Origin of the sequence: Micromonospora sp. WMMA1996 (genome assembly GCF_002573675.1) — a bacterium.
GTDB lineage: Bacteria > Actinomycetota > Actinomycetes > Mycobacteriales > Micromonosporaceae > Micromonospora > Micromonospora sediminicola.
On record NZ_PDHU01000003.1, the window covers coordinates 740,266 to 761,147 of the forward strand.

Sequence of the window (20,882 nt, forward strand, 5' to 3'; positions counted from 1 at the left end):
GTACCTCTTCCCTGTCATGCGCGGCCTCCGCGCCTGGATCAGGAGGTGCCATCGTGAAGATCCTGTCCCGCCGGAACTCTCCGGCGTCGAATACCGATGTGAACGGCGACGGCGTGGTGGACGCCCGCGACGGGAACACCGCCGCGGACACGCCGACCGACCGGCCGGTGGTGACCGACCGGGACGCCACGCAGACCACGTACCGCAGCGGCGCGACCGCCACCGAGGCGGAGCGGGCCGCCGAGGCCGACCGGGTCGCGGACGCCGACCGGGTCGAGGTCGCGGAGCGGACCGGCGAGCCGGAGCGGCGGGCGGCGCAGCGGGCCGCCGCGGCGCGCGCGGTGACCCGACGCCCGTCGGGCCCGACCGCGACGCCCGTCGACCCGGACCCCACCAGGGACCGCACCGTCGACCTGGACGGTGACGGGCGTCCCGACCGCCCCGTCGACCCCACCGTGGCCGGCCCCGTGGCCCGCCCCGTCGACACCGACGGCGACGGCCGTCCCGACCGTCCGGTGGACACCGACGGCGACGGCCGTCCCGACCGCGAGCCCGACCCGGCGCTGACGAAGAAGCCGCGGGCCAGCCTCCTCGCCACGCTCGGCCTGATCGTCTCCGTGGTCGGCGCGCTGTTCGTGCTCTCCGGCACGCTCGCCGGCTACGGCATCGGGCTGGGCGCGGTCGGCGCGGTGCTGGCCGTCCTGGGGCTGATCGCCACCCGGCGCCGGCACGTGGCCGGGAAGACCGACGCGCTGATCGGCGTGGCGGTCGGCATCGCCGCCGTGGTGCTCGGCGTGGTGGCGATGACCGGCCAGTTCGACTGGCCGACCACCGATGGCGAGTGGGTGGGCCGGCTGCGCGAGTGGCTCGACTCACAGTTTGCCGATCGGTTCTGACGGGCACATTTCCGATCGCCGGCGGCGCCGGCAGCCCGACCAGCTCCGGTGGTTCACCGGCCGGGCACAACCTCTTTCGGGGGCGGCGGTTCGCCGCCCCCGAAGTTGTGTCCGGGGTACGAGCGGCCAGCGTGAGCTGTCGACGCAACGTTCCGTCGTGCCGAGCGGTCCAGACGCAACAATCCGCTGCTCGACGCACGTTATCGCGGTGGATGTCGTCGTACCGGGGCGCATAACGTTGGACCACGGCGCCAGCCCGTGGGCCGACCGTGGCCGGGCGCGCCCGACCCTGGGAGCACGACATGACGATGGACGCCACCCGCCAGCGCTTCCTCATGTGCCGGCCGACGTACTTCGCCGTCGACTACGCGATCAACCCGTGGATGGACCCGACCGCCCCGGTCGACGCCGACCTGGCGATCCGGCAGTGGGAGCAGCTCCGCCGGACCTACCTCGACCTGGGTCACGACGTCGAGCTGATCGACCCGGTCGCCGGGCTGCCGGACATGGTCTTCGCCGCCAACGGCGGCACCGTGATCGACGACAGGGCGATGGCGGTGCAGTTCCGCGACCCGCAGCGCGCCGACGAGGCGCCCGCCTACCGCGCCTGGTTCGAGGCCGCCGGCTTCGAGATGTACGACCCGAAGCACGTCAACGAGGGCGAGGGCGACGTCCTGCTGGTCGGCGACCACCTGCTCGCCGGCACCGGGTTCCGCACCGCGCACGCCTCGCACGCGCAGCTCCAGGAGGTCTTCGGCTATCCGGTGATCACCATGCAGCTGGTGGACCCGCGCTTCTACCACCTGGACACCGCCCTCACCGTGCTCGACGAGCGGACCGTGGCGTACCTGCCGGAGGCGTTCTCCCCGGGCAGCCGGGCGGTGCTGCGCCGGCTCTTCCCGGACGCGATCCACGCCACCATGGCCGACGCCGAGGTGCTGGGCCTGAACGCGGTCAGCGACGGCCGGCACGTGGTGCTGCCCGCGCAGGCCACCGACCTGGCCGCGAAGCTGCGCGACCGGGGCTACGAGACCATCGGGATCGACCTGTCCGAGCTGCGCAAGGCCGGCGGCGGACCGAAGTGCTGCACGTTGCGACTCCGTCAGGGAAAGGCGAGCAAGTGATCATCGACGACATGCTGCGGACTCCGTCCGCGGTCCGGGACGCGGAGCGTCACACGGCGCACAACTACCACCCGCTGCCCGTGGTGATCTCGTCGGCCGAGGGCGCCTGGCTGACCGACGTGGACGGCCGCCGCTACCTGGACTGCCTGGCCGGCTACTCCGCGCTGAACTTCGGCCACCGGCACCCGAAGCTGATCGAGGCCGCGCACGCGCAGCTCGACCGGCTCACGCTGACCAGCCGGGCGTTCATCCACGACCAGTTCGCCGACTTCTGCCGGGAACTCGCCGCGCTCTGCGGCAAGGATCTGGTGCTGCCGATGAACACCGGCGCCGAGGCGGTGGAGACCGGCATCAAGGTCGCCCGCAAGTGGGGCTACCAGGTCAAGGGCGTGGCCCCGGGCCAGGCCAACATCGTGGTGGCGGAGGGCAACTTCCACGGCCGCACCACCACCATCGTCAGCTTCTCCACCGACGAGGACGCGCGGGCCGACTTCGGGCCGTACACGCCGGGCTTCACCGTGGTCCCCTACGGCGACCTGGACGCGCTCACCGCGGCGATCGACGAGAACACGGTGGCCGTGCTGCTGGAGCCGATCCAGGGCGAGCAGGGCGTCGTGGTGCCGCCGGAGGGTTACCTGCCGGGTGTGCGCCAGCTCTGCACCGACCGGAACGTGCTCTTCATCGCCGACGAGATCCAGTCCGGCCTGGGCCGCACCGGCCACACCTTCGCCTGCGAGCACGAGGGCGTCGTCCCGGACATGTACCTGCTGGGCAAGGCGCTCGGCGGCGGCATCGTGCCGGTCTCCGCGGTGGCCGCGAACGCCGACGTGCTCGGCGTGCTCAAGCCGGGCCAGCACGGCTCCACGTTCGGCGGCAACCCGCTGGCCTGCGCGGTCGCCACCGAGGTGGTCCGCCTGCTCGCCACCGGCGAGTTCCAGCGGCGCTCGGCCGAGCTGGGCGAGCGGCTGCGGACCGGTCTGGAGGCGCTGCTCGGCAAGGGCCTCGTCGCCGTGCGCGTCCGCGGCCTCTGGGCCGGCGTCGACATCGACCCGGCGCTGATGAGCGGCCGGGAGGCCTGCGAGCGGCTGATGGAGCGGGGGGTGCTGGCGAAGGACACCCACGGCTCGACCATCCGGCTCGCCCCGCCGCTGGTGATCACCGCCGAGGAGATCGACCACGCGGTGGCGCAGCTCGCCGCCGTGCTGGCCGGCTGACCCGTACGCGACAGGGCGCCGGGACCACGATGGTCCCGGCGCCCTCGCGTTTTCGCCGGTCAGGGGCGTGGCAGCCGCATCGCCATGGTCGGCGCCTCGGCCATCACCGAGTTCGGGGTGTAGGTCGCGTCGCTGGCCATCTCGCCGGCGCGGCCGACCTGCACGCCCGGGTAGAGCTCGATCAGGTCGCCCTCGCCCAGCACCCGGGACTGCTGCGGCGGCAGCGGGATCCGCTCCGTCTCGACCATGGATCCGCCCGGTCGTACGCCGGAGCCGTTCGTGCTGGTGTCGGTGACCACCACCTCGCCGCCCCGACCCAGCGCGAACTGGACGTGGCTGCGGCTGATCCAGCGCCGGGCCTCGTCGTTGAGCCACTGGCCGAGCGTCACCCCGCCCGGTCCGTCCGGCGCCCGCCCGACCGCCACCGGCTCGGTCTCGGTGAGCGCGAAGCGCCGCCGCACCAGCCCGCCGATCCGCACCGCCAGCACCTCGCTGCGCGGACGCGGTCCGCCGTCGGAGAGCCGGGCGCCGTGCCGCGGACACGTCGGTACGCCGGTGCGCAGCGTGGGCGGCGGCTGCTCGGCCGGGGCACGGTCCACCGCGGCCAGGTCGGCGAACGCGCCGCCACCCCCGCCGCCGCCGAACAGGGCGCACCCCGGCTCGGGGCAGCGCCACTGCCGGGAGAGCACCTTGACCCCGGCCGGCGAGCGGCTGCCCGTGGTCGGGTCCTGGCCGCCGCCGACGTGCGCGATGAAGACCGGGCCACCGGCGCCGGGCACCGGGGCGAGCACCCGGCCGGCCTGGCCGAGCCACGGGTAGCGGCCGACGAGCCCGTCCAACCGGGCCCGGGTGAGCACCGGCAGGCCGAGCAGGTCGGCCACCTCCAACATCCGGTCACCGGGCTGGTCGAGCACCTCCACCAGGCCGTCGTCGGCCCAGCGGCGGACCACCATCCGCTCGTTGGAGGTCAGGTCCGCGTCGGACAGCAGCGCCCGGTGCACGATCGCGTAGACCGGGACGCTGTCCTCGCCGATCTGCCGGGACAGGGCGTCGATCACCATGCCGAGCCGCAGCAGGCTGGCCGGCCGGCCACCGTCCAGGTTCTGCCAGCGGATGACCTCGGCCAGGTCGACCACGGCCCGGGCCAGCGAGGGGTCGGTGCAGACCCGCCCCTCGATGGCGTCCAGCACCTTGCTGATCTCGAATCTCATGCCGCGCTCCGCACGATGTCGTCGCCTGACCCGCCCGGGGCGATCCGCCCCGTTGGGCCGCGCGCCACCACCGGGGCGCGCCCTCCACCTGGCGACGACCCTACCGGCCGCTCCCGACGGCGGCCCGGTGCCGCCCGCCCGGAAGGGGCGCGCGCCACGGCAGGGGACGTCCCCCCGACGCCCCCTGCCGTGTCTCCCCCCGACTCAGCCCGCCCGCAGTGGGCGGCCCGCGTCGTGCAGGTGCGCCAACGCCTGCCGGTACGACTCGATCAGCCCGGTCTCCGCGTAGGGGATGCCCTGCTCGGCGCAGTACGCCCGGACGAGCGGCCGGGCCCGGCGCAGGTTGGCGCGGGGCATGTTCGGGAACAGGTGGTGCTCGATCTGGTAGTTCAGGCCGCCCAGCGCCAGGTCGACGACGCGGCCACCGCGCACGTTGCGGGACGTGAGCACCTGCTTGCGCAGGTAGTCGAGGTCGTCCTCGGCGGTCGGCATCGGCATGCCCTTGTGGTTGGGGGCGAACGCGCACCCCATGTAGAGGCCCCACAGCCCCTGGTGCACGGCGGCGAAGACCAGCGCCTTGCCCGGGGACATCACCGCCAGGAGCAGGCCGACGTAACCGACGCCGTGCGCCGCCAGCAGCAGCCCCTCCACCGCCCGGTGCCGCACCGGGACGCGCCACCGGCCGTCCGGCTCCCGGCCGGTCAGCGCCCGGACGCTCGCCACGTGCAGCGCCAACCCTTCCAGCAGCAGCAGCGGGAAGAACAGCCACGCCTGCCGGCGGGCCATCCACCGGCCCAGGCCCCGGGTGGCCCGCGCCTGCTCGTGCGTCCAGACCAGCGCGCCGGCGCCCACGTCCGGGTCCTCGTCGGTGTGGTTCGGGTTGGCGTGGTGCCGGTTGTGCTTGTCCACCCACCAGCCGTAGCTGAGCCCGACCGCCAGGTTGCCGGCGACCAGGCCGGCCACCTCGCTCGGGCCGCGCCGGCGGAACATCTGCCGGTGCCCCGCGTCGTGGCCGAGGAACGCCACCTGGGTGGTGGCCACCGCCATCCCGACCGCCAGCGCCGGCTGCCACCAGGAGTCCCCGACCGCCGCCACCAGCGCCCAGCCGGCCAGGAAGGCGCCCAGGGTGAGGACGATGCGGACGGCGTACCGGCCGGGCCGCCGGTGGAACAGACCCGCCTCGGCGACCCGGCGGGACAGGCGCGCGTAGTCGCTGCCCCGCCGCGCCCCCGGCGCCGCCAACGTGGAAGTGCTCATGCGGTGTCGCCCCCCGGTGCCGCGAGCCGCGCACGCCGCGCGACTCTCCGTCACCGATCCTCCCGACCCGAACACCCAGAGTTAATCCCGCACACCCCCGGATTCCCGGTGGTGCTACCCCCACCCGTCCCGCCGATCGTGCACTTCCGGCCCGCCCTAAGTCGGGAATGCCCCTTTGGCCTGGGCCACAAGTGCAAGATCGACGGAGGGGTCAGGTCAGGTCAGGCGGCCGACCAGGGTGCGCAGGCGGGCCAGGTCGCGGCGGCGGCGCTCGTAGGTGGCGGCCAGGGCGATCAGCAGCACGCCACCCAGGCCGAGGAAGATCCAGCGGGGCAGCAGATCCCAGCCCCGGGCCAGCTCGTGCAGCGCCAACGGCACCAGCGTGGCCGCGCCCAGCACGACCGGGGCCTGCCAGCGCCGGACCGCCCCGCCGAGCACGACACCGAGCGCCACCACCCCGAGCGCCAGGCGTCGCCACGGCTGCGGCTCCCCGGACGCCAGCACCGAGACGAGGCTGGGCAGCAACGCCGCGCCGAGCCCCGGGCCGAGCGCCAGCCAACTGGTCAGCCCCGGCCGGTGCCGCAGCGCCACCAGGCCGGCGGCGAGCGCGAGCACCGCCGCCGGCACGGTGTACGCCTCCAGCACCGTCACCCCGCCGGCGCCGAGCAGCAGCCAGCCGCCGAACAGTTCACTTGCGGCCGCGCCGCCCGCCAGCGCCCGCCGCCCGGCCGGCGTCTCGCCCCCACGCAGCACCCGCAGCCCGACGACCGCCCCCCACAGCACGCACACCGCCGCCGCGTGGCGCAGCGTGCCGACGGTGAGCAGCAGCGCGAGCAGCGCCACCGCCTGGGCCGCCGCCTCCATCGCCGGCGCACCGGCCCGGGCCACCCCGCCGGGCGAGGCGGCCCGCTCCCCCGGCCGGCCACCCGCACCGCCCGCAGGCACCCCGAACGCGCCGCCGCGCAGCGATGGCACCGCGTGCAGGGTCACCGCCGCGACGGCCAGGACCGCGAACCCGGCGGTACGCGGCGGCAGCCCGGCCGCGAGCGACGCGGTGAGCGCGAAGCCGGTGGCCGAGGCGACCGCGCCCAGCCAGCCGGCGAGCCGGACCGCGACCGGGCGTCCCGTCACCCCGACCACGGCGCCGGACACCACCAGCGCGCCCAGCCCGGCGAGCGTCCCGGCGCGGGTGGCCAGCAGGCCACCGAAGCCGGTCGCCACCAGGACCGTCCCCAGTGGCGTCAGCACCGCCGGCAGCGCCGGACGCGGGCCGGTCGACGCGGCGACCAGCAGCGCGCCGAGCCCGGTCCCGAACGCCAGCGCCGGCACCACCGGCCATGGCGCCCCCGCCGCCGACAGCAGCACCGGCAGGGCCACCGCGCCGAACGGCGACGCGGCCAGCGCCGGCAGCCGCCGGCGTCCGCCCGGCGACGCGACCCGGGTGTACCCCGCCGCGGCGACACCCAGGAGCAGCAGCGCCAGCCCGGCCCGGGCCGCCTGCGCCGGCGCCGCCGTGGCGGCGGGCACCCCGGACCAGGGCCGGACCGGCAGGTCCACCAGCACGGCCAGCGCCACCGGCGCGGCGACCAGCAGCGCGAGCCCGGCCAGCGCGAAGCCCACCGTGCGGGGGGCGGGTGCCGGCCGGGCCCCGCCACCGGCGGCCAGCGCCAGCAGCGCACCCGCCACGGCGTGGAGCCCCACCGGCTCCGCGCCCGCCCCGACCAGCGGCCCGAGACCGACTGCGGCGAGCGTCACGGCCAGCCCCGCCGAGGCGTACCCGCTCAGGTCGGGCCAGGTGCGGCGGGCCGCCAGGACGGCGAGCACCGGCACCACGACGGCGGCGGTCCCGCCCCGCAGCTGCCACCAGGGCGGCGCGCCCAGGCCGAGCAGCCCGACGACCACCCCGGCCGGTACGGCGACCAGCGCCACGGCCAACGCGACGCCGGCGACGACCGGCTGCGCGCCCCGCCCGCGCCGGCCGAGCGCGGCCACCGTCACGCCGAGCGCGGCCGAGACGGCGAGCACCGCGCCCGCCCCGGCCGGCGCGGCGCAGCCCACCAGCAGCGCGTGCCCGAGCAGCACCGCGCCGGTCGACGCGGCGACGGGGACGACGACCCGGCCCGGGCGCGGGCGGGCCACGGCGGCCAGCAGCAGCGCGGCGGCCGCCACCAGGTCGACCACCAGCACCAGCGGCCACGGCGTCGCGGCCACGGCCGGCACGGCCAGCGCGGTCAGCCCGGCGGCGACCGCCCCCACCAGCGGCCGGGCGGCCCGGGGCGTCAGCAGCGCGACCGCGCCGGCGGTGAGCAGCAAGGCCGGCGGCAGCTGCCAGCCCCAGGACGGGGCCGGCGCGGTCCGGCCGCCCTGCCAGGCCGGGAGGGCGACGGCCGCGCTCGCGGCGGCCACCAGCCCGGTGAGCACGACGGTGACCTGGCCCAGCCCGGCGGTCACCGCGAGCGCGCCCACCCGGGGGCCGGTCCGCAGTCCCGCCGGCAACGCCCGGACCGCTCCGGCCAGTACCGCCACCGCGAGCCCGGCCGCGAGCAGCAGCATCCCGGGACGCAGCTCGGCCACCGGCCGCAGCAGCGCGGCCGCGAGCACCGGCACCAGCAGGCCGGCGGCCACCGCCCGCCAGAGCCGCCCGCCGGCCGCGACCGCACCGGCGAGCAGGGCCAGCGCGACCACCAGCAGCGGGCCGCCGGCCAGCAGCGGCGTGCCGGCCGCCCGGCCGAGGGCCAGCGGCACCAGCGCGCAGCCGGCCGCCAGGGCCAACGCCGCGCCGTGCCCGACCCAGCCGAGCACCTCGCCGGCCGGCACCGCCCCGGCGGCCGGCCCCCCACCGGCGCGGGCCCGGCGACGCAGGGCGACCACCACCACGAGGTCGCCCAGCGCCAGCGCGGTCAGCACCAGCGCCCAACCCGCCGCGCCCGGCCGGGCCGCCGCCACGGCCAGCGGCAGCACCGGCTGCGCGGCCAGCCACGCCGCGAACCACGGCCCGGTCAGGCGGCTGAGCCGCCCGTACCCGGCGGCCACCAGCGCACCGGCCGCCGCCACCAGCGCGGCGTACCGGCTGCCCGGCCAGCCGGCCACCCCGAACAGGTTCACCGACCAGGCGGCGTACCCGTCCAGGACCACCAGGAGCAGACCCACCGCGGCGATCGTCTCGGCGGTGCCGCGCAGCCCGTGCGCCCGGGCCACCAGCGGCGCGGCGAGGGCGACCACGGTGACCGCGAGCAGGATCAGCGCCCGACCCGCCACCCCGAACGCGGCCCACGCGACCGCGGTGAAGACCACCGCGGCGGTGCCGAGCAACAGTCCACCCAGGACGAAGAGCAGGCTCTGCACGGCCCGGGTGGAGGTCTCCGCGCCGCCGGGGCGGGCCGGCGCGACGGGCGGCAGCGGTCGTACCGGCGGCGGTCCGGCGACGGCCGGCGCCGGCGCGGCGACCGGACGCGGCGCGGGGATCTCCAGGCGGATCCGGGCGGCCAGCGCCGCCCTGGTCTGACGGACCGTGGAGAGCCGGCCGGCGAGATCCTGGTACGCGGCCCGGGCCGCCTCGACCCGCGGGGTCAGCGCGGCGATCTCCCGGTCCAGCCGGACCACCTCGGCGGCGGGCGGGTAGGGCGGACGGCCGCAGCCGCGGCATCCGGCGACGAGGTCGGCCGGGGCGCCGCAACCGGGACAGGGGTAGCCGGTGTTCTCCACCCGGCCAGCTTCGTCGTCCCCGGGGCGGGCGGACAGAGTAGGCGTACCTAGGGACGGGTCTGCTCGCGCACCCAGGCGGTGTAGTCGGGGTTGCCGCTGTCCTCGCGGCTGACCAGGATCTCCGGCACCTCGTACGGGTGGTTGGCGCGGAGCTGGTCGACCAGCGCGTCCACCCGGTCCGGCGCGGTCTTGAACCGCACCGACCACTCGGCGGTGGTCTGGATCGCCGACTGCCACCAGTAGGTGCTGTCCACCGGCCCGCCGACCTGGGCACACGCCGCCAGCCGGCCGGCGACGGCGGCAGCCGCCAGGACGTCCGCCACCCCGCGGGCGTCCACCACCGTCGTCACCACGCAGATCTGCTCCACCAGCGCACCCTACGCGGACGACCGCGCCGCCGCCGCGAACCGCGCGGGAATCCGGTCAGGCGTCGGCCGTGTCGTCCCGGTTGGCCGCGACCCACCGGTCGATCCGACCCCACCAGTCGAACAGCCAGTCGATGCGTTCCTGCTTGCCGGCCGGGATCTCCTCCGGTGGGACGGACCAGAACCGCATCACGATCCGCTTGTCCATCGGCAGCTCACGCCACACGTCCGCGACCGTGAGCATCTGGTCGAGCCCGGTGTGCGCCACGAAGATCACCCCGGCGTCCGGCGCGGCGTCGAGCGCGGCGAGCAGCCCGCCCGGCTGCGGCGCGAGCACGTGCTGCATGCGCTCGGCGCGCAGCGCCATCCGCTCCAGGCCGAGCGACCGCAGCCGGGCGATGGCGCGCAGCCGGCGCGACGGGGTGAAGTTGCCGCCCTCGGGAAAGATGACGAAGGCGTCGTCGTCGTCCAGGCCGGTGGCCAGGTGGCCGATCTGCTGGACCGCCGAGTCCCGGCCGTCCGCGCCGGGCGCGATGAAGCGGTTGGGCAGCCGGTTGAGCAGCACGTCGATGGCCGGGTCCCACTGGAGGCTCTCCTTGAGCACGATCCGGGGTTCCCGGTGGAACCAGTTCACCAGCGCGTGGATCAGGATGAACGAGTCGCCGGGCCCGGCGTGCCGGCAGAGCACCAGCTCGGGCCGGCCGGGCAGCGCGGTGTCCGGGTCGGTGCCGACCACGTCGATGCTCAGCCGCAGCGTCCACCGGGCCTGCCAGAACAGCACCCGGAGGAAGCGGCCGGCGACCACGTAGTGGGCCCGTTGGAAGGCCGGCGACCGCTTGTACGCGCCGAAGCCGGAGGCCACCCAGAGCAGGAAGAGGGCGAGCAGCGCGGCGGCGTCCCAGACCAGGTAGACGGCGCCGATCCAGAGCAGCCGCAGCGGGCGCAGCCGCCCCGGCACCAGCGGCGACGCGGCCAGCGCCAGCAGCGCCCAGACCGGGAGCGTGGTCACCACGGCGACGGCGAGCAGCACCACGCCGGGTGCGAGCAGCAACCGGCGTAGCCAGCGGGGTGGCAGCGGCATCAACGCTCCAGCGCGGTGTCCAGGTAGCGGCGCGAGGCGGTGTACGCCCGGCTGATCCGCCGCCCCACGGCCGCCATGTCCCGGTACGCCCACGGGCTGTCGTCGCGCGGGTCCAGACCGCCGGTCGGCAGCACGTGCACCGCGACGCCGTCGGGCAGCGCCGCCATCTCGCGGGCGAACCGGTGCCGGCGGGCGATCTCGAACGCGACCTGGGCGATCTCCCAGGGCCGGCGCGGCGGGCTCAGCTCGCGGTCGATCCGGCCCACCTGGAGCACGAAGATCTGCGTCGCGCCGGCGGCCACCGCCTCGCCGACCGGGATCGAGTTGACCACCCCACCGTCGATGTAGTGCTGCCCGGCGATCTGGGTGGGTGGCAGCAGCCCCGGCACCGAGGCGGACGCGAGCACGGCCGGCACCAGCGGGCCCTCACTGAACCAGTGCTCGGCGGCGCGCTCGATGTTCGCGGCGCAGCAGCGGAACGGCACGGCCAGGTCGGCGAACGTGGTGCCCTCGCCCAGCTCGCTCTCCAGCAGGCGGCGCAGCGGGCGGGGCGAGTGCAGGTGGGTGCGCGCGGCGAAGCGGCGCAGCTGCCGGGCGACCGAGTCGCCGTACACCTCGCTGGCCTCCGGGGATGCCCAGAGGCGGACCAGCCGGTCGGTCACCGCCTCGGTCGGGTCGGCGGCCACCAGCGCGCCGTTGACCGCGCCGATCGAGGTGCCGAGCACCAGGTCGGGTCGGATCCGGTGGCGGAACAGGGCCCGCAGCATGCCCACCTCGACGGCGCCGAGCACTCCCCCGCCGCCGAGCACGAACGCCACCGGACCACCTGCCATGCCGTTCATCCTGGCACGCGGCCCACAGCCCGGCCCGTCGGTGGCGGCGGGGCCGACCACGGCCGTCACGGACGGTCAGCGGCGGCGCGCGGGCCGCGATCCGGGATCGGACGGCCGTTGACAGGTCGGACACATTCCCGCAACCTGGTAGCGCTCCCGAGCCCAGGCAGGTGCGAGGTGATGGCGACACTGCAGGCCGGCCGTCTGCTGGCCCGGCGGTACCGGCTCATCGACCGGATCGGCGCCGGCGGCATGTCGGTGATCTGGCGCGCCCGCGACGAGGTGCTCGACCGGGTGGTCGCGGTCAAGGTCCTCGCCCCCTCGCTCGCCGCGGACGCCCGGTTCCGGGACATGGTGCGCGAGGAGGCCCGCTCCGCCGCCCAGCTCGACCACCCGCACGTCACCGCCGTGCACGACTACGGCGAGACGGTGGCCCCGGACGGCTCGATCACCTCGTTCGTGGTGATGGAGCTGCTCAGCGGCGAGGAGCTGGAGCACCGGCTGACCGAGGGGCCGTTGCCCTGGCCGACGGCGGTGGAGACGGGCGCCCAGGTGGCCGAGGCGCTCGCCGCGGCGCACCGGCTCGGCATCGTGCACCGGGACGTCACCCCGGCGAACGTGATGATGACCGGCAACGGCGCCAAGGTGCTCGACTTCGGCATCGCCACCCGGGTCGGCGCGCCGGACGAGGACGAGGACGGCGGCACGTTCGGCACCCCGGCGTACGTGGCGCCGGAGCGGCTGGACGGCGCCCCGGCCCAGCCGGCCACCGACGTCTACTCGCTGGGCGTGCTGCTGTTCGAGACGCTGACCGGCCAGCCGCCGTACGCGGCGGAGACCTGGGAGCAGCTGAGCGCCGCGCTGGCGGACAGCCCGGCGCCCACCCTGGACGGCGTACCGGGGCTGCCCCGGCCGGTCGCGGAGATCTGCCTGCGCTGCCTGGACCGGGACCCGCGCCGCCGGCCGACCGCGCACCGGGTGGCGGCCGTGCTCCGCGACCAGCTGCTGCCCGCCGACCCGCAGGCCGCCACCATGCTGGCGCCGACGATGACCCTGCCCGCGCTGCCCGCGCTGCCCGCTCCCCCGCACGCGACGACGGCGACCGCGGCGACGCCGGGTCCCGCGCCGGACCGGCGACGCGCGCTCGCGTGGGCGGGGGCCGGCGTGGCGGTGGTCGCCGCCGCCGCGCTGCTGGTGCCCGCGCTCACCCCGGACCGGCCGAGCCACCCCCGGGTGCTGCCGACCACCGCGCCGGTGCGGGTGCCGCCCACCGCGCCGGAGGAGACGGCCGGCACCCCGTCCATCGAGCCGACGCCGCCGGCCGCCACCGTCGGGCCGACCGCTGCGGCCGGCGACCCGGCCGACGCGGCCGAACGGGTCGACGGGCTGATCGCGGCCGGGCTGGCGGAGGGGCAGATCCGCGACGACGTCGGCGTCGACCTGCGCAACCTGCTGCGCAACGCGATCGCCGCCGACGAGGGCGAGGTGACCGCCGCCGTGGACCGGCTCCGCGGCAAGATCGCCGAGCGTCGACGCGAGGGCAGCATCAGTCCCGGGTACGCGCGGCAGCTCGACGCCGCCGCCGCGCGGCTGCTGGCCGGGCCGACCTGACCGGTCAGCCGGCGACGACCGGGGTGACCGCGCGCGGGCGGTCAGCGGTGGCCCGGGCGGCCAGGAAGCCCCGGTACACCGCCTCGTGGTCGGCGGCCATCCGTTCCACCGAGAAGTTCTCCGCGACGTGCGCGATGCAGTCGGCCGGGTCCAGGTCGGCCGCCGCCCGCAGGGCCGCCGGCAGCTCGTCGGCGTGGTCGCAGACCAGCCCGGTGACACCCGGTCGGACCAGTTCCGGCACCGCGCCCCGGCCCAGCGCGACCACCGGCGTACCGGTCGCCATCGCCTCCACCATCACCATGCCGAACGGCTCCGCCCACTGGATCGGCATGATCAGGCAGCGGGCGTCGAGCAGCAGCCGGAGCGTGGCCTCGCGCTCCGCGTTCACCACCAGCGTGACGTCGGAGTCCAGCATCGGCTCGACCACCTGTTCCAGGTAGCGACGCTCGGCCGGCTCGTGGCACTTGCCGGCCAGGGTGAGCGGCAGCCCGGCCGCGCGGCAGGCCCGGATCGCCACGTCCGGGCCCTTGTCCGGGCTGAACCGGGCGAGCCAGAGCACCGGCCCGGCCCCCGGCGACCGCTTGCGCGGGATGTCCCGCAGCGGCATCGCGTTGTGCACCGTGCCGACCCACGGCAGGCCCGGGTTGGCCCGACGCTGGGCGTGCGAGATCGCGATCAGGCCCACGCCCCGGTCGGTGTTGCTGAGCACCGTGCCGTACTCGCCGACCGGGTTGCCGTGCACCGTGGCCACGGTGGGGACGCGGCGGCGGCCGGCCACCATCGGGCCGATGGTGGTGTGGTCGTGCACCAGGTCGAAGTCGGCCGGGTCCACCAGGCGGTCGACGTGGGCCAGGTGGGCCAGCTCGGGCAGCGACTCGCCGAGCCGGTCGTACTGCAACTCCGCGCAGGTGGAGACGAAACGGGCGTTCGTGCCGTGCTCCGTGCCCGCGCCGAACAACGTCACCGCGTGCCCCCGGTCGATCAGCGCGTCGACCAGCCCGGCCACCAGCGTCTCCAGCCCGCCGTACCCGGGCGGCGGCACCGAGAGCCACGGCGGCACCACCATCGCGATCCGGAGAGGTCCGGTCCACGCGCGGTCCGGCTGGTTCACGGCCACGAGCCCTCCCCGTTGGTCCCCGGCGTACCCGATCGGCGGCGGGTTCCCGACCCGACCGGCGCTAAACGGCGGCGCGGCCGGCCATCGGCCGACGTCGACGGCGGGCGGTCGACGTTCAGTCGGTCACCACGATCCCGACGTGCACCTCCCGTACGCCGGGCAGGGCCCAGGCCGCCCGTTCCGCCTCCTCCCGCTGCCACCAGGCGCGCACCACGCCGGCGAGCACCACGGTGTCGCCCTCGACCCGGGCGTCGACGCGTTCGGTCCCGGTGCGCCGGACGAGCAGGCGGCGCAGGTCACGGCGGTTCTGCTCGTCGCTGGGCGGAGTCGGCGGGCGCACCTCGACCAGGTTGGTCACCCCGCGTACGCCCCGCAGCCGGCGCAGCTCGCGTTCGGCGGTCCGACGCTGGAAGCCGTACTCCACCTCGCCGCGGAGCATGACCCAGCCGTCGGCGACGGTCACGTCCAGCCGCTCGGCCGGCACGAAGCTGTCCCACTCCAGCGCCCGGCTGGCCGCGATCGCGATGTCGGCGTCGGTACGCCGGTCCGCCACGGGCAGGTCGACGTCGAGCTCGCTGGCGACGGCACGCACCCCGCGTACCCGGTGCGCGCAGCGCTCGGCCGCCCAGCGCCGGGCGTAGCTGTCCACCTGGCCGGTGAGCGTGACCACGCCCTCGGCGACGGTCACGCCGATCTCGGTGGGCCGGGTCTGCGCGTCCCAGTCCAGCTCGGCGAGGACGTCCCGCTGGATCTCCTGGTCGGTGCGCGCGGCGACGGTGGTGGTCATGCCCCGAGGGTGCCGCCGGTGGGGGTGAGCCCGGGTCACCCGGACCGGGTGAGGCACGAAAAAGGGCGGCGGGTGACGGAGCCAACCCCCTTGGCTCCGTCACCCGCCGCCCGGGAGGGAGGCAGGTGTTACGGACTATGACGTCTCGGCGAGCGTCACGGTTGCCGTCTCGGCCGATCCGTTTCGCTTGTACTGGACCTCGACCCGGTCACCGACCTTGCCGGCCTGCACGGCGCCGACCAGATCGTTGGAGTCGTTGACCACCGTGTCGCCGAACTTGGTGATCACGTCGCCCCGCTGGAGCCCCGCCTTCTCGGCGGCGCTGCCGGGCGTGACGGCGGCGACCAGGGCGCCGCCGTCCTCGGCGGCGTTCACGCTGACCCCGAGCGAGGGGTGGCTGACCTTCTCGCCCCGCTGGAGCTTCTCGGCCACGTCCTTGGCCTTGTTGCTCGGGATGGCGAAGCCGACGCCGATGTTGCCGTTGCTGCCCTGCCCGGCGGTGGCGATCGCGGTGTTGATCCCGATCACCTCGCCCCGGGTGTTGACCAGCGCGCCGCCGGAGTTGCCCGGGTTGATCGGCGCGTCGGTCTGCAGCAGCCCGGAGATCGAGCTGGCGCCCTGCTGCGGGTTCTGCTGCTGGCCGCCCTCACCTGCGGCGATGGTGCGGTCGCGGGCGCTCAGGATGCCGGCGGTCACCGAGCCCTGGAGGCCGAGCGGGCTGCCCAGGGCGAGCACCTGGTCGCCGACCTGCATGGCGTCGCTGTCGCCGAACTTCGCCGCCTTCAGGTTGCTCACGCCGCTGGCCTGGACCACCGCGAGGTCGGTCTTCGGGTCGGTCCCGACGATCTTCGCCGAGGCGGTCTTGCCGTCGGCGAAGACCACCTTGACGGTGTCCCCGCCGGCGGAGGCGACCACGTGGTTGTTGGTCAGCACGTACCCGTCGGCGCTGAGGATCACCCCGGAGCCCTCACCGCTGTTCGTCATGATCGTGACGATGCTGTCCTGGACCGCAGCCGCGATCTTGGGCAGGTCGGCGCTGTTGATCACCGGGGCGGCGGAGTAGGTGCGGGTGACGCCGCCGCCGTCGTCGAGCGCGAGGGCCAGCGCGCCGCCGGCCACGCCCGAACCGAGCATCAGGGCCAGCGCCAGCGCGCCCGCGCCGACGAACTTGCCGGCCCGGCTCGGCCGCGCCGGCTGCTGCGGGCCCCACGGCGGGACCGGCTGCCCGGCCTGGTGCGGGTACTGCTGGTGCGGCTGGGCCTGGTAGGTCGGCACCGGGCCGGCGGAGTGCGGCGACGACGGGTAGCCGGCGCCGCCCTGCTGCGCCCAACCGCCCTGGTGCTGGCCCCCGTACCACGGGTAGGTCTGCTGCGACTGCCCGGAGACCGGGTACGGCGGGGCGGACGGCGTCGCGGTGGACGGCCCGTACGGGTGGCCCGGCGAGCCGGCGTGGGCAGGCTGCCCGCCGTGGGCGGCCGGGTCGGCCTGGACACCGGAGGCGACCGGCGCGTCCGGGCCGGGCCGGGTCGCCCACCCCGACGGAGTCGGCGTGTCGGGAGAGCCGGCGTGGGCGACGGTTCCGGCGGCCGGGGAGTCGGCCGGAACCGGCGCGGCGGCCGGGGTAGTGGTGGTGGAGTCCGACGTCCCGCTCTCGACGCGGGGCAGCTCGGCGGTGTGGTGCGACGGCTCGGCGTCGGCGGGGGCCGGCGACCGCTGCGGATCGGTCTCGTGCTCGGTCATGACACCAGCTTTCCCCGTGGCACTGTCACCAGCCTGGAATCCGCCTGAATGTTTTCTGTAAGTCACTCGCCCGGCTCCGGCGACTCCGGCAGCAGCGGCAGCTTCACCCGGAACGTGGCGCCCCCGCCCGGCGTCTCGGCCGCCTCGACCGTGCCGTGGTGCGCCGCCACCAGCGCGGCGACGATCGCCAGGCCGAGCCCGGTGCTGGTCGGCCCGCCGGCCCGCCGGGTCCGGGCGGCGTCCACCCGGTAGAACCGCTCGAAGACCCGTTCGGCCTGCTCCGGGGTCAGGCCGGGCCCGGTGTCCGCGACCTCCACCACGGCGACGTTGCCGGTTTCCGCCCGCAGCCGCAGCGTCACCGCGGCGTCCGACGGCGTGTGGGTGAGCGCGTTGGTCATCAGGTTGCCGATCACCTGACGCAGCCGGGCGTCGTCGCCGAGCACCACCAGCGGGCCGGAACCCGGTTCCCGCTCCAGCTCGATGCGCCGGTCCGGGTCCACCACCCGGGCCGCCTCCACCGCGTCCGAGGCCAGCACCGGCAGCTCCACCGGGGCCAGCGCGATCGGCCGCTCCCGGTCCATCCGGGCCAGCAGCAGCAGGTCCTCGACCAGCAACCCCATCCGGGACGCCTCGTCCTCGATCCGGCGCAGCAGGTCCGCGGTCTGCTCCGGCTCCCGCGCCGCGCCCTGCCGGTACAGCTCGGCGAAGCCCCGGATGGTGGTCAGCGGGGTACGCAGCTCGTGCGAGGCGTCGGCGATGAACTGCCGCATCCGCTCCTCGGAGCGGCGGGCCCGCCCCTCCGACGCCTGCGCCGAGGCGGCCGCGTCCCGGGCGCCCATCTCGGCGCTGCGCGCCGCCGCCTCGGAGGCGGCCCGCGCGGTGAACGCGGCCTCGATCTGGGCCAGCATCGCGTTCAATGCCCGGGAGAGCCGGCCCAGCTCGGAGGTCGGGCAGGCCCGCCCCTCCTCCGGGTCGGGCACCCGCCGGGTCAGGTCGCCGCCGGCGATGGCCGCCGCGGTCCGCTCGATCTCCACCAGCGGCTTCAGGCTGGTCCGCACGATGCCCGCGCCCACCGACGCCAGGATGATCATCACCGCTCCACCGACCAGCAGGTCTATCCAGAGCAGCTGCCGGACGGAGAGATCGACGTCGTCGAGGTTCTGGCCGACCACCCGGTACGAGTCCTCGCCGTCCTGCCGCACCATCAACCGCCACCGGACCCGCTTGTCGGCGCCGTCGTCGGTGAACGCTTCCCCGTTGGCGTGCTCGTCGTACCAGCTCTGCTGGCCGATGCCCGCCGGCAGGTCCTGGTCGTCGAGCGCGCGGTCGCGTGCCACCTTGCCCTGCCGGACGGTGCTGTTCCACTGCGCGACCAGGTAGTCGGTCGGAAGCGTGCTCAGGTTCTCCTGGCTGACCGTCACACCGCGGTCGAGCTGGTCGTCCAACTCGCCGTCGATCCGGCCCACCAGATAGTCGTGCAGGAAGTACGCGGTGGAGACGCTGATGACCAGCAGTGCCCCGCCGACCAGTGCCAGCACGGCGGTGACCAGCTTGAGCCGGAGCGGGATCCCGCGCAGCCAGCCCTTCGCGTCGTGGACGGCGCTCACGCCGCCGGCTTGCGGAGCACGTAACCCACCCCGCGCAGGGTGTGGATCAGCCGGGGCTGGGTGTTGTCGACCTTGCGCCGCAGGTACGAGATGTAGGACTCGACGATGTTGTCGTCACCGCGGAAGTCGTAGTTCCAGACGTGGTCGAGGATCTGCGCCTTGCTGAGCACCCGGTTGGCGTTGAGCATCAGGTAGCGCAGCAGCTTGAACTCGGTCGGCGACAGCTGCACCCGCTGGCCGGCCCGGTGCACCTCGTGCGTCTCCTCGTCCAGCTCCAGGTCGGCGAAGGTGAGCCGGGACGGCGCGTGCTCGCCGGTCGCGGTGCGCCGCAGCACGGCCCGGATCCGGGCGGTCAACTCCTCCAGGCTGAACGGCTTGGTGACGTAGTCGTCGCCGCCCAGGGTCAGCCCACGGATCTTGTCGTCGGTGGCGTCGCGCGCGGTCAGGAACACCACCGGGGTACGCGTGCCGCCCTCGCGGAGCATCCGGATGACCTCGAAGCCGTCCAGGTCGGGCAGCATCACGTCGAGTACGACCAGGTCGGGCCGGTGGTCCTTGGCGGCGTGCAGCGCGGCGCTGCCGCTGGTCGCCGTCGCCACGTCGAAGCCGGCGAAGCGCAGGCTCGCGGAGAGCAGTTCGAGGATGTTGGGATCGTCCTCGACGACGAGCAGTCGGGCCTCGGTCTGGGTAGCCGCCATGGCTCCCATCATCCGTGCTCCGGCTGCGGTCGCGCTGGGCGCCACCTGGAAACAACCTGTGAGCTCAGCGGAGCAGTCGTCGCAGCCCGTCGAGCGCGCCGTCGAGCACCCGGATCGCGGTGCGGAGCTGGTTGTCGCTGAGCCGCCCGGCCCGGACCAGGGCGCCCACCTCGACCGTGAACGCGGCCAGCCGCCTGTCGAACTCGGCGAGCAACGGCGACTCGGCCGGGCCGGGTGGGCTCCCGCTGCCGCCCGGGCGCGGGGGCGGGGGCGGCGGTGTCCAGCGGCCCTGCCGGGTCTGCCGGGCCACCTCGCGCAGCTCCCGCTTCAGGTCGCGCACCGAACCGCGTACCTCGGTGCGGATCTCGCCGGCGAGCGCCGAGAGGTCCTCGACGGAGGCGCTGATGTCGGCCTCCAGCGTGGCCAGCTCGTCGGCCCGCTGCCGCAGCTCGGCCCGGCCCGCGTCGGTGATCTCGTAGACCTTGCGCCCACCCACGGCGGTGTGGGTCACCAGACCCTCCACCTCCAGCCGCTGGAGCCGGGGATAGATGGTGCCGGCGCTGGGCGCGTAGAGGCCGAGGAAGCGCTCCTCCAGCAGGCGGATCAGCTCGTAGCCGTGCTTGGGCCCGTCGTCGAGGAGCTTGAGCAGGTAGAGCCGGAGCCGCCCGTGACTGAACACGGCGGTCACGGCAGGTCCTCCACGTCGTCGGCGTCCGCGACCGGGCGGGCCAGCAGCGCGATGCTGCCGGACGTCGCGGACGCCCAGAGCTTACCGGCGCCCCCGCCGAGCACCCCGTGGCTGTCCTTGACCGCGCCGAAGCCGTGCTGGCCGCCGCAGATCTGCGGGAAGCCGCTGGTGATCCGGCCGGAGGTGGTGTGCAGGTGCACGCTGAGGTCGCTGTCCTCGCGGACCCGCACGGTGATGCTGCCGGAGATGGCGCTGAGCCGGATCTCACTGCCGCGCGGGTTGTCCAGGTCGCAGGTGATCGAGCCGGACACCGCGTGGGCGCGGACCCGCTCGGGTGCGCTGTCGGCCAGGATCAGCTCGCCGGAGACCGTCTCCAGGTCGAGGTCACCGCCGATGCCGAGCGCCTCGACGGGGCCGGAGACGACCTTGGCGGTGGTGCGGCCGCGCAGCCCCATCAGGGTGACCTGGCCGGAGGTGACGTCGACCCGGGTGTCGCGACGCAGTCCGGAGGCGACCAGCGCGCCGTCGACCAGGTGCAGGTCGGCAAGCGCCTCGGCCGGCACCGCCACGGACACCTCGGCGCGGTAGCGGCGGCGGAGCTGCCCCAGCCACCAGAGCACGCCCGGCCAGCGGGTGGTCCGCTCGTGCCGGACGGTCAACCGGCCGTCGCGCAGCTCGACCACGAGTGGGCGGCGGCTGATCCGGGTGACGTCGACCCGGGCCGGGCCGTCGGTGGCCACCACGTTGAGCCGGCCGCTGACCAGCCGGACCTCGAGCCGGGTGACCGGCTCGTCCAGGGTGAGCCGCTGCGGGCTGTCGACCGTCCAGCTGGCCATGGTTCCTCCCCTCGTCGCGCGCCGCCCCGGCACGCCCGATGACGACAGAACCATAACGCGATACATCGCGACTGAACAAGTCCCTATCGCGACCGTATCGCGTCTCCCCTCA

General features: G+C 75.7%; 17 protein-coding genes. 4 read left to right on the top strand and 13 right to left on the bottom strand.

The features are described from left to right. The first annotated feature begins 98 nt into the window (after positions 1 to 98). The 3 genes from COO58_RS23135 to rocD all read left to right on the top strand — a co-directional run bounded on the left by COO58_RS23135 (position 99) and on the right by rocD (position 3,234). A complete protein-coding gene (locus COO58_RS23135) occupies positions 99 to 896 on the top strand; it encodes a DMT family transporter (protein ID WP_255292750.1) in 798 nt (265 codons plus the stop codon). Between the two features lie 308 nt (positions 897 to 1,204). Further along, a complete protein-coding gene (gene ddaH, locus COO58_RS23140; protein WP_172968071.1) occupies positions 1,205 to 2,020 on the top strand; it encodes a dimethylargininase in 816 nt (271 codons plus the stop codon). Then, positions 2,020 to 3,234, top strand: a complete 1,215-nt coding sequence (gene rocD, locus COO58_RS23145) for an ornithine--oxo-acid transaminase (protein ID WP_176558956.1) — start codon at positions 2,020 to 2,022, stop codon at positions 3,232 to 3,234. The genes ddaH and rocD overlap by 1 nt, the downstream gene beginning before the upstream one ends. 59 nt (positions 3,235 to 3,293) lie before the next feature. Here the strand turns inward: rocD and COO58_RS23150 are convergent, their stop codons facing one another. From COO58_RS23150 to COO58_RS23175, 6 genes are all read right to left on the bottom strand, one after another. Further along, the gene (locus COO58_RS23150; RefSeq protein WP_091571044.1) at positions 3,294 to 4,445 is read right to left on the bottom strand and encodes an FHA domain-containing protein; all 1,152 of its coding nucleotides are present in this window, start codon (positions 4,443 to 4,445) and stop codon (positions 3,294 to 3,296) included. A 204-nt stretch (positions 4,446 to 4,649) separates the two neighbouring features. Then, positions 4,650 to 5,702, bottom strand: coding sequence for an acyl-CoA desaturase (locus tag COO58_RS23155; RefSeq protein ID WP_098747177.1), 1,053 nt, complete (start codon positions 5,700 to 5,702; stop codon positions 4,650 to 4,652). Between the two features lie 216 nt (positions 5,703 to 5,918). After that, positions 5,919 to 9,407 (bottom strand): SCO7613 C-terminal domain-containing membrane protein, encoded by a 3,489-nt coding sequence (locus tag COO58_RS23160; protein WP_098747178.1) that lies wholly within the window; start codon positions 9,405 to 9,407, stop codon positions 5,919 to 5,921. A 47-nt stretch (positions 9,408 to 9,454) separates the two neighbouring features. Next, positions 9,455 to 9,775 carry a divalent-cation tolerance protein CutA gene (cutA, locus tag COO58_RS23165; RefSeq protein ID WP_091571025.1) on the bottom strand — a complete coding sequence of 107 codons (321 nt, stop codon included), beginning with the start codon at positions 9,773 to 9,775 and terminating at the stop codon, positions 9,455 to 9,457. A 55-nt stretch (positions 9,776 to 9,830) separates the two neighbouring features. Then, positions 9,831 to 10,853 (bottom strand): 1-acyl-sn-glycerol-3-phosphate acyltransferase, encoded by a 1,023-nt coding sequence (locus COO58_RS23170; protein ID WP_098747179.1) that lies wholly within the window; start codon positions 10,851 to 10,853, stop codon positions 9,831 to 9,833. Then, the gene (locus COO58_RS23175; RefSeq protein ID WP_091571019.1) at positions 10,853 to 11,686 is read right to left on the bottom strand and encodes a patatin-like phospholipase family protein; all 834 of its coding nucleotides are present in this window, start codon (positions 11,684 to 11,686) and stop codon (positions 10,853 to 10,855) included. The genes COO58_RS23170 and COO58_RS23175 overlap by 1 nt, the downstream gene beginning before the upstream one ends. A 180-nt stretch (positions 11,687 to 11,866) precedes the next feature. On the opposite strand from COO58_RS23175, the gene COO58_RS23180 reads away from it, so the two are divergent. Next, complete coding sequence (locus tag COO58_RS23180) at positions 11,867 to 13,297, top strand: serine/threonine-protein kinase (protein WP_098747180.1); 1,431 nt, start codon at positions 11,867 to 11,869, stop codon at positions 13,295 to 13,297. A gap of 4 nt (positions 13,298 to 13,301) precedes the next feature. Here the strand turns inward: COO58_RS23180 and COO58_RS23185 are convergent, their stop codons facing one another. The 7 genes from COO58_RS23185 to COO58_RS23215 form a co-directional block, all read right to left on the bottom strand. Beyond that, complete coding sequence (locus COO58_RS23185; RefSeq protein WP_255292759.1) at positions 13,302 to 14,363, bottom strand: glycosyltransferase family 4 protein; 1,062 nt, start codon at positions 14,361 to 14,363, stop codon at positions 13,302 to 13,304. 166 nt (positions 14,364 to 14,529) lie between these two features. Continuing rightward, complete coding sequence (locus COO58_RS23190; RefSeq protein ID WP_091571008.1) at positions 14,530 to 15,201, bottom strand: BON domain-containing protein; 672 nt, start codon at positions 15,199 to 15,201, stop codon at positions 14,530 to 14,532. 135 nt (positions 15,202 to 15,336) lie between these two features. Continuing rightward, positions 15,337 to 16,941: a S1C family serine protease gene (locus tag COO58_RS23195; RefSeq protein ID WP_091571005.1), complete on the bottom strand. Its 1,605-nt coding sequence runs from the start codon at positions 16,939 to 16,941 to the stop codon at positions 15,337 to 15,339. A 62-nt stretch (positions 16,942 to 17,003) separates the two neighbouring features. Further along, the gene (locus COO58_RS23200; RefSeq protein WP_091571002.1) at positions 17,004 to 18,548 is read right to left on the bottom strand and encodes a HAMP domain-containing sensor histidine kinase; all 1,545 of its coding nucleotides are present in this window, start codon (positions 18,546 to 18,548) and stop codon (positions 17,004 to 17,006) included. Next, on the bottom strand, positions 18,545 to 19,246 hold the full coding sequence (locus COO58_RS23205) for a response regulator transcription factor (RefSeq protein WP_088646020.1): 702 nt from the start codon (positions 19,244 to 19,246) through the stop codon (positions 18,545 to 18,547). Before COO58_RS23205 ends, COO58_RS23200 begins: the two co-directional genes overlap by 4 nt. A 64-nt stretch (positions 19,247 to 19,310) precedes the next feature. After that, positions 19,311 to 19,934, bottom strand: coding sequence for a PadR family transcriptional regulator (locus COO58_RS23210; protein ID WP_091570999.1), 624 nt, complete (start codon positions 19,932 to 19,934; stop codon positions 19,311 to 19,313). Then, a complete protein-coding gene (locus COO58_RS23215) occupies positions 19,931 to 20,770 on the bottom strand; it encodes a DUF4097 family beta strand repeat-containing protein (protein ID WP_091570996.1) in 840 nt (279 codons plus the stop codon). The genes COO58_RS23210 and COO58_RS23215 overlap by 4 nt, the downstream gene beginning before the upstream one ends. Between the last annotated feature and the right edge of the window lie 112 nt (positions 20,771 to 20,882).

Excerpts from the sequence above, each read along its gene's own strand:
- ddaH (WP_172968071.1), top strand. The coding sequence starts at position 1,205 with ATGGACGCCACCCGCCAGCGCTTCCTCATGTGCCGGCCGACGTACTTC.
- COO58_RS23150 (WP_091571044.1), bottom strand. The coding sequence starts at position 4,445 with ATGAGATTCGAGATCAGCAAGGTGCTGGACGCCATCGAGGGGCGGGTC.
- COO58_RS23155 (WP_098747177.1), bottom strand. The coding sequence starts at position 5,702 with ATGAGCACTTCCACGTTGGCGGCGCCGGGGGCGCGGCGGGGCAGCGAC.
- COO58_RS23170 (WP_098747179.1), bottom strand. The coding sequence starts at position 10,853 with ATGCCGCTGCCACCCCGCTGGCTACGCCGGTTGCTGCTCGCACCCGGC.
- COO58_RS23175 (WP_091571019.1), bottom strand. The coding sequence starts at position 11,686 with ATGGCAGGTGGTCCGGTGGCGTTCGTGCTCGGCGGCGGGGGAGTGCTC.
- COO58_RS23180 (WP_098747180.1), top strand. The coding sequence starts at position 11,867 with ATGGCGACACTGCAGGCCGGCCGTCTGCTGGCCCGGCGGTACCGGCTC.
- COO58_RS23185 (WP_255292759.1), bottom strand. The coding sequence starts at position 14,363 with ATGGTGGTGCCGCCGTGGCTCTCGGTGCCGCCGCCCGGGTACGGCGGG.
- COO58_RS23190 (WP_091571008.1), bottom strand. The coding sequence starts at position 15,201 with ATGACCACCACCGTCGCCGCGCGCACCGACCAGGAGATCCAGCGGGAC.
- COO58_RS23195 (WP_091571005.1), bottom strand. The coding sequence starts at position 16,941 with ATGACCGAGCACGAGACCGATCCGCAGCGGTCGCCGGCCCCCGCCGAC.
- COO58_RS23205 (WP_088646020.1), bottom strand. The coding sequence starts at position 19,246 with ATGGCGGCTACCCAGACCGAGGCCCGACTGCTCGTCGTCGAGGACGAT.
- COO58_RS23215 (WP_091570996.1), bottom strand. The coding sequence starts at position 20,770 with ATGGCCAGCTGGACGGTCGACAGCCCGCAGCGGCTCACCCTGGACGAG.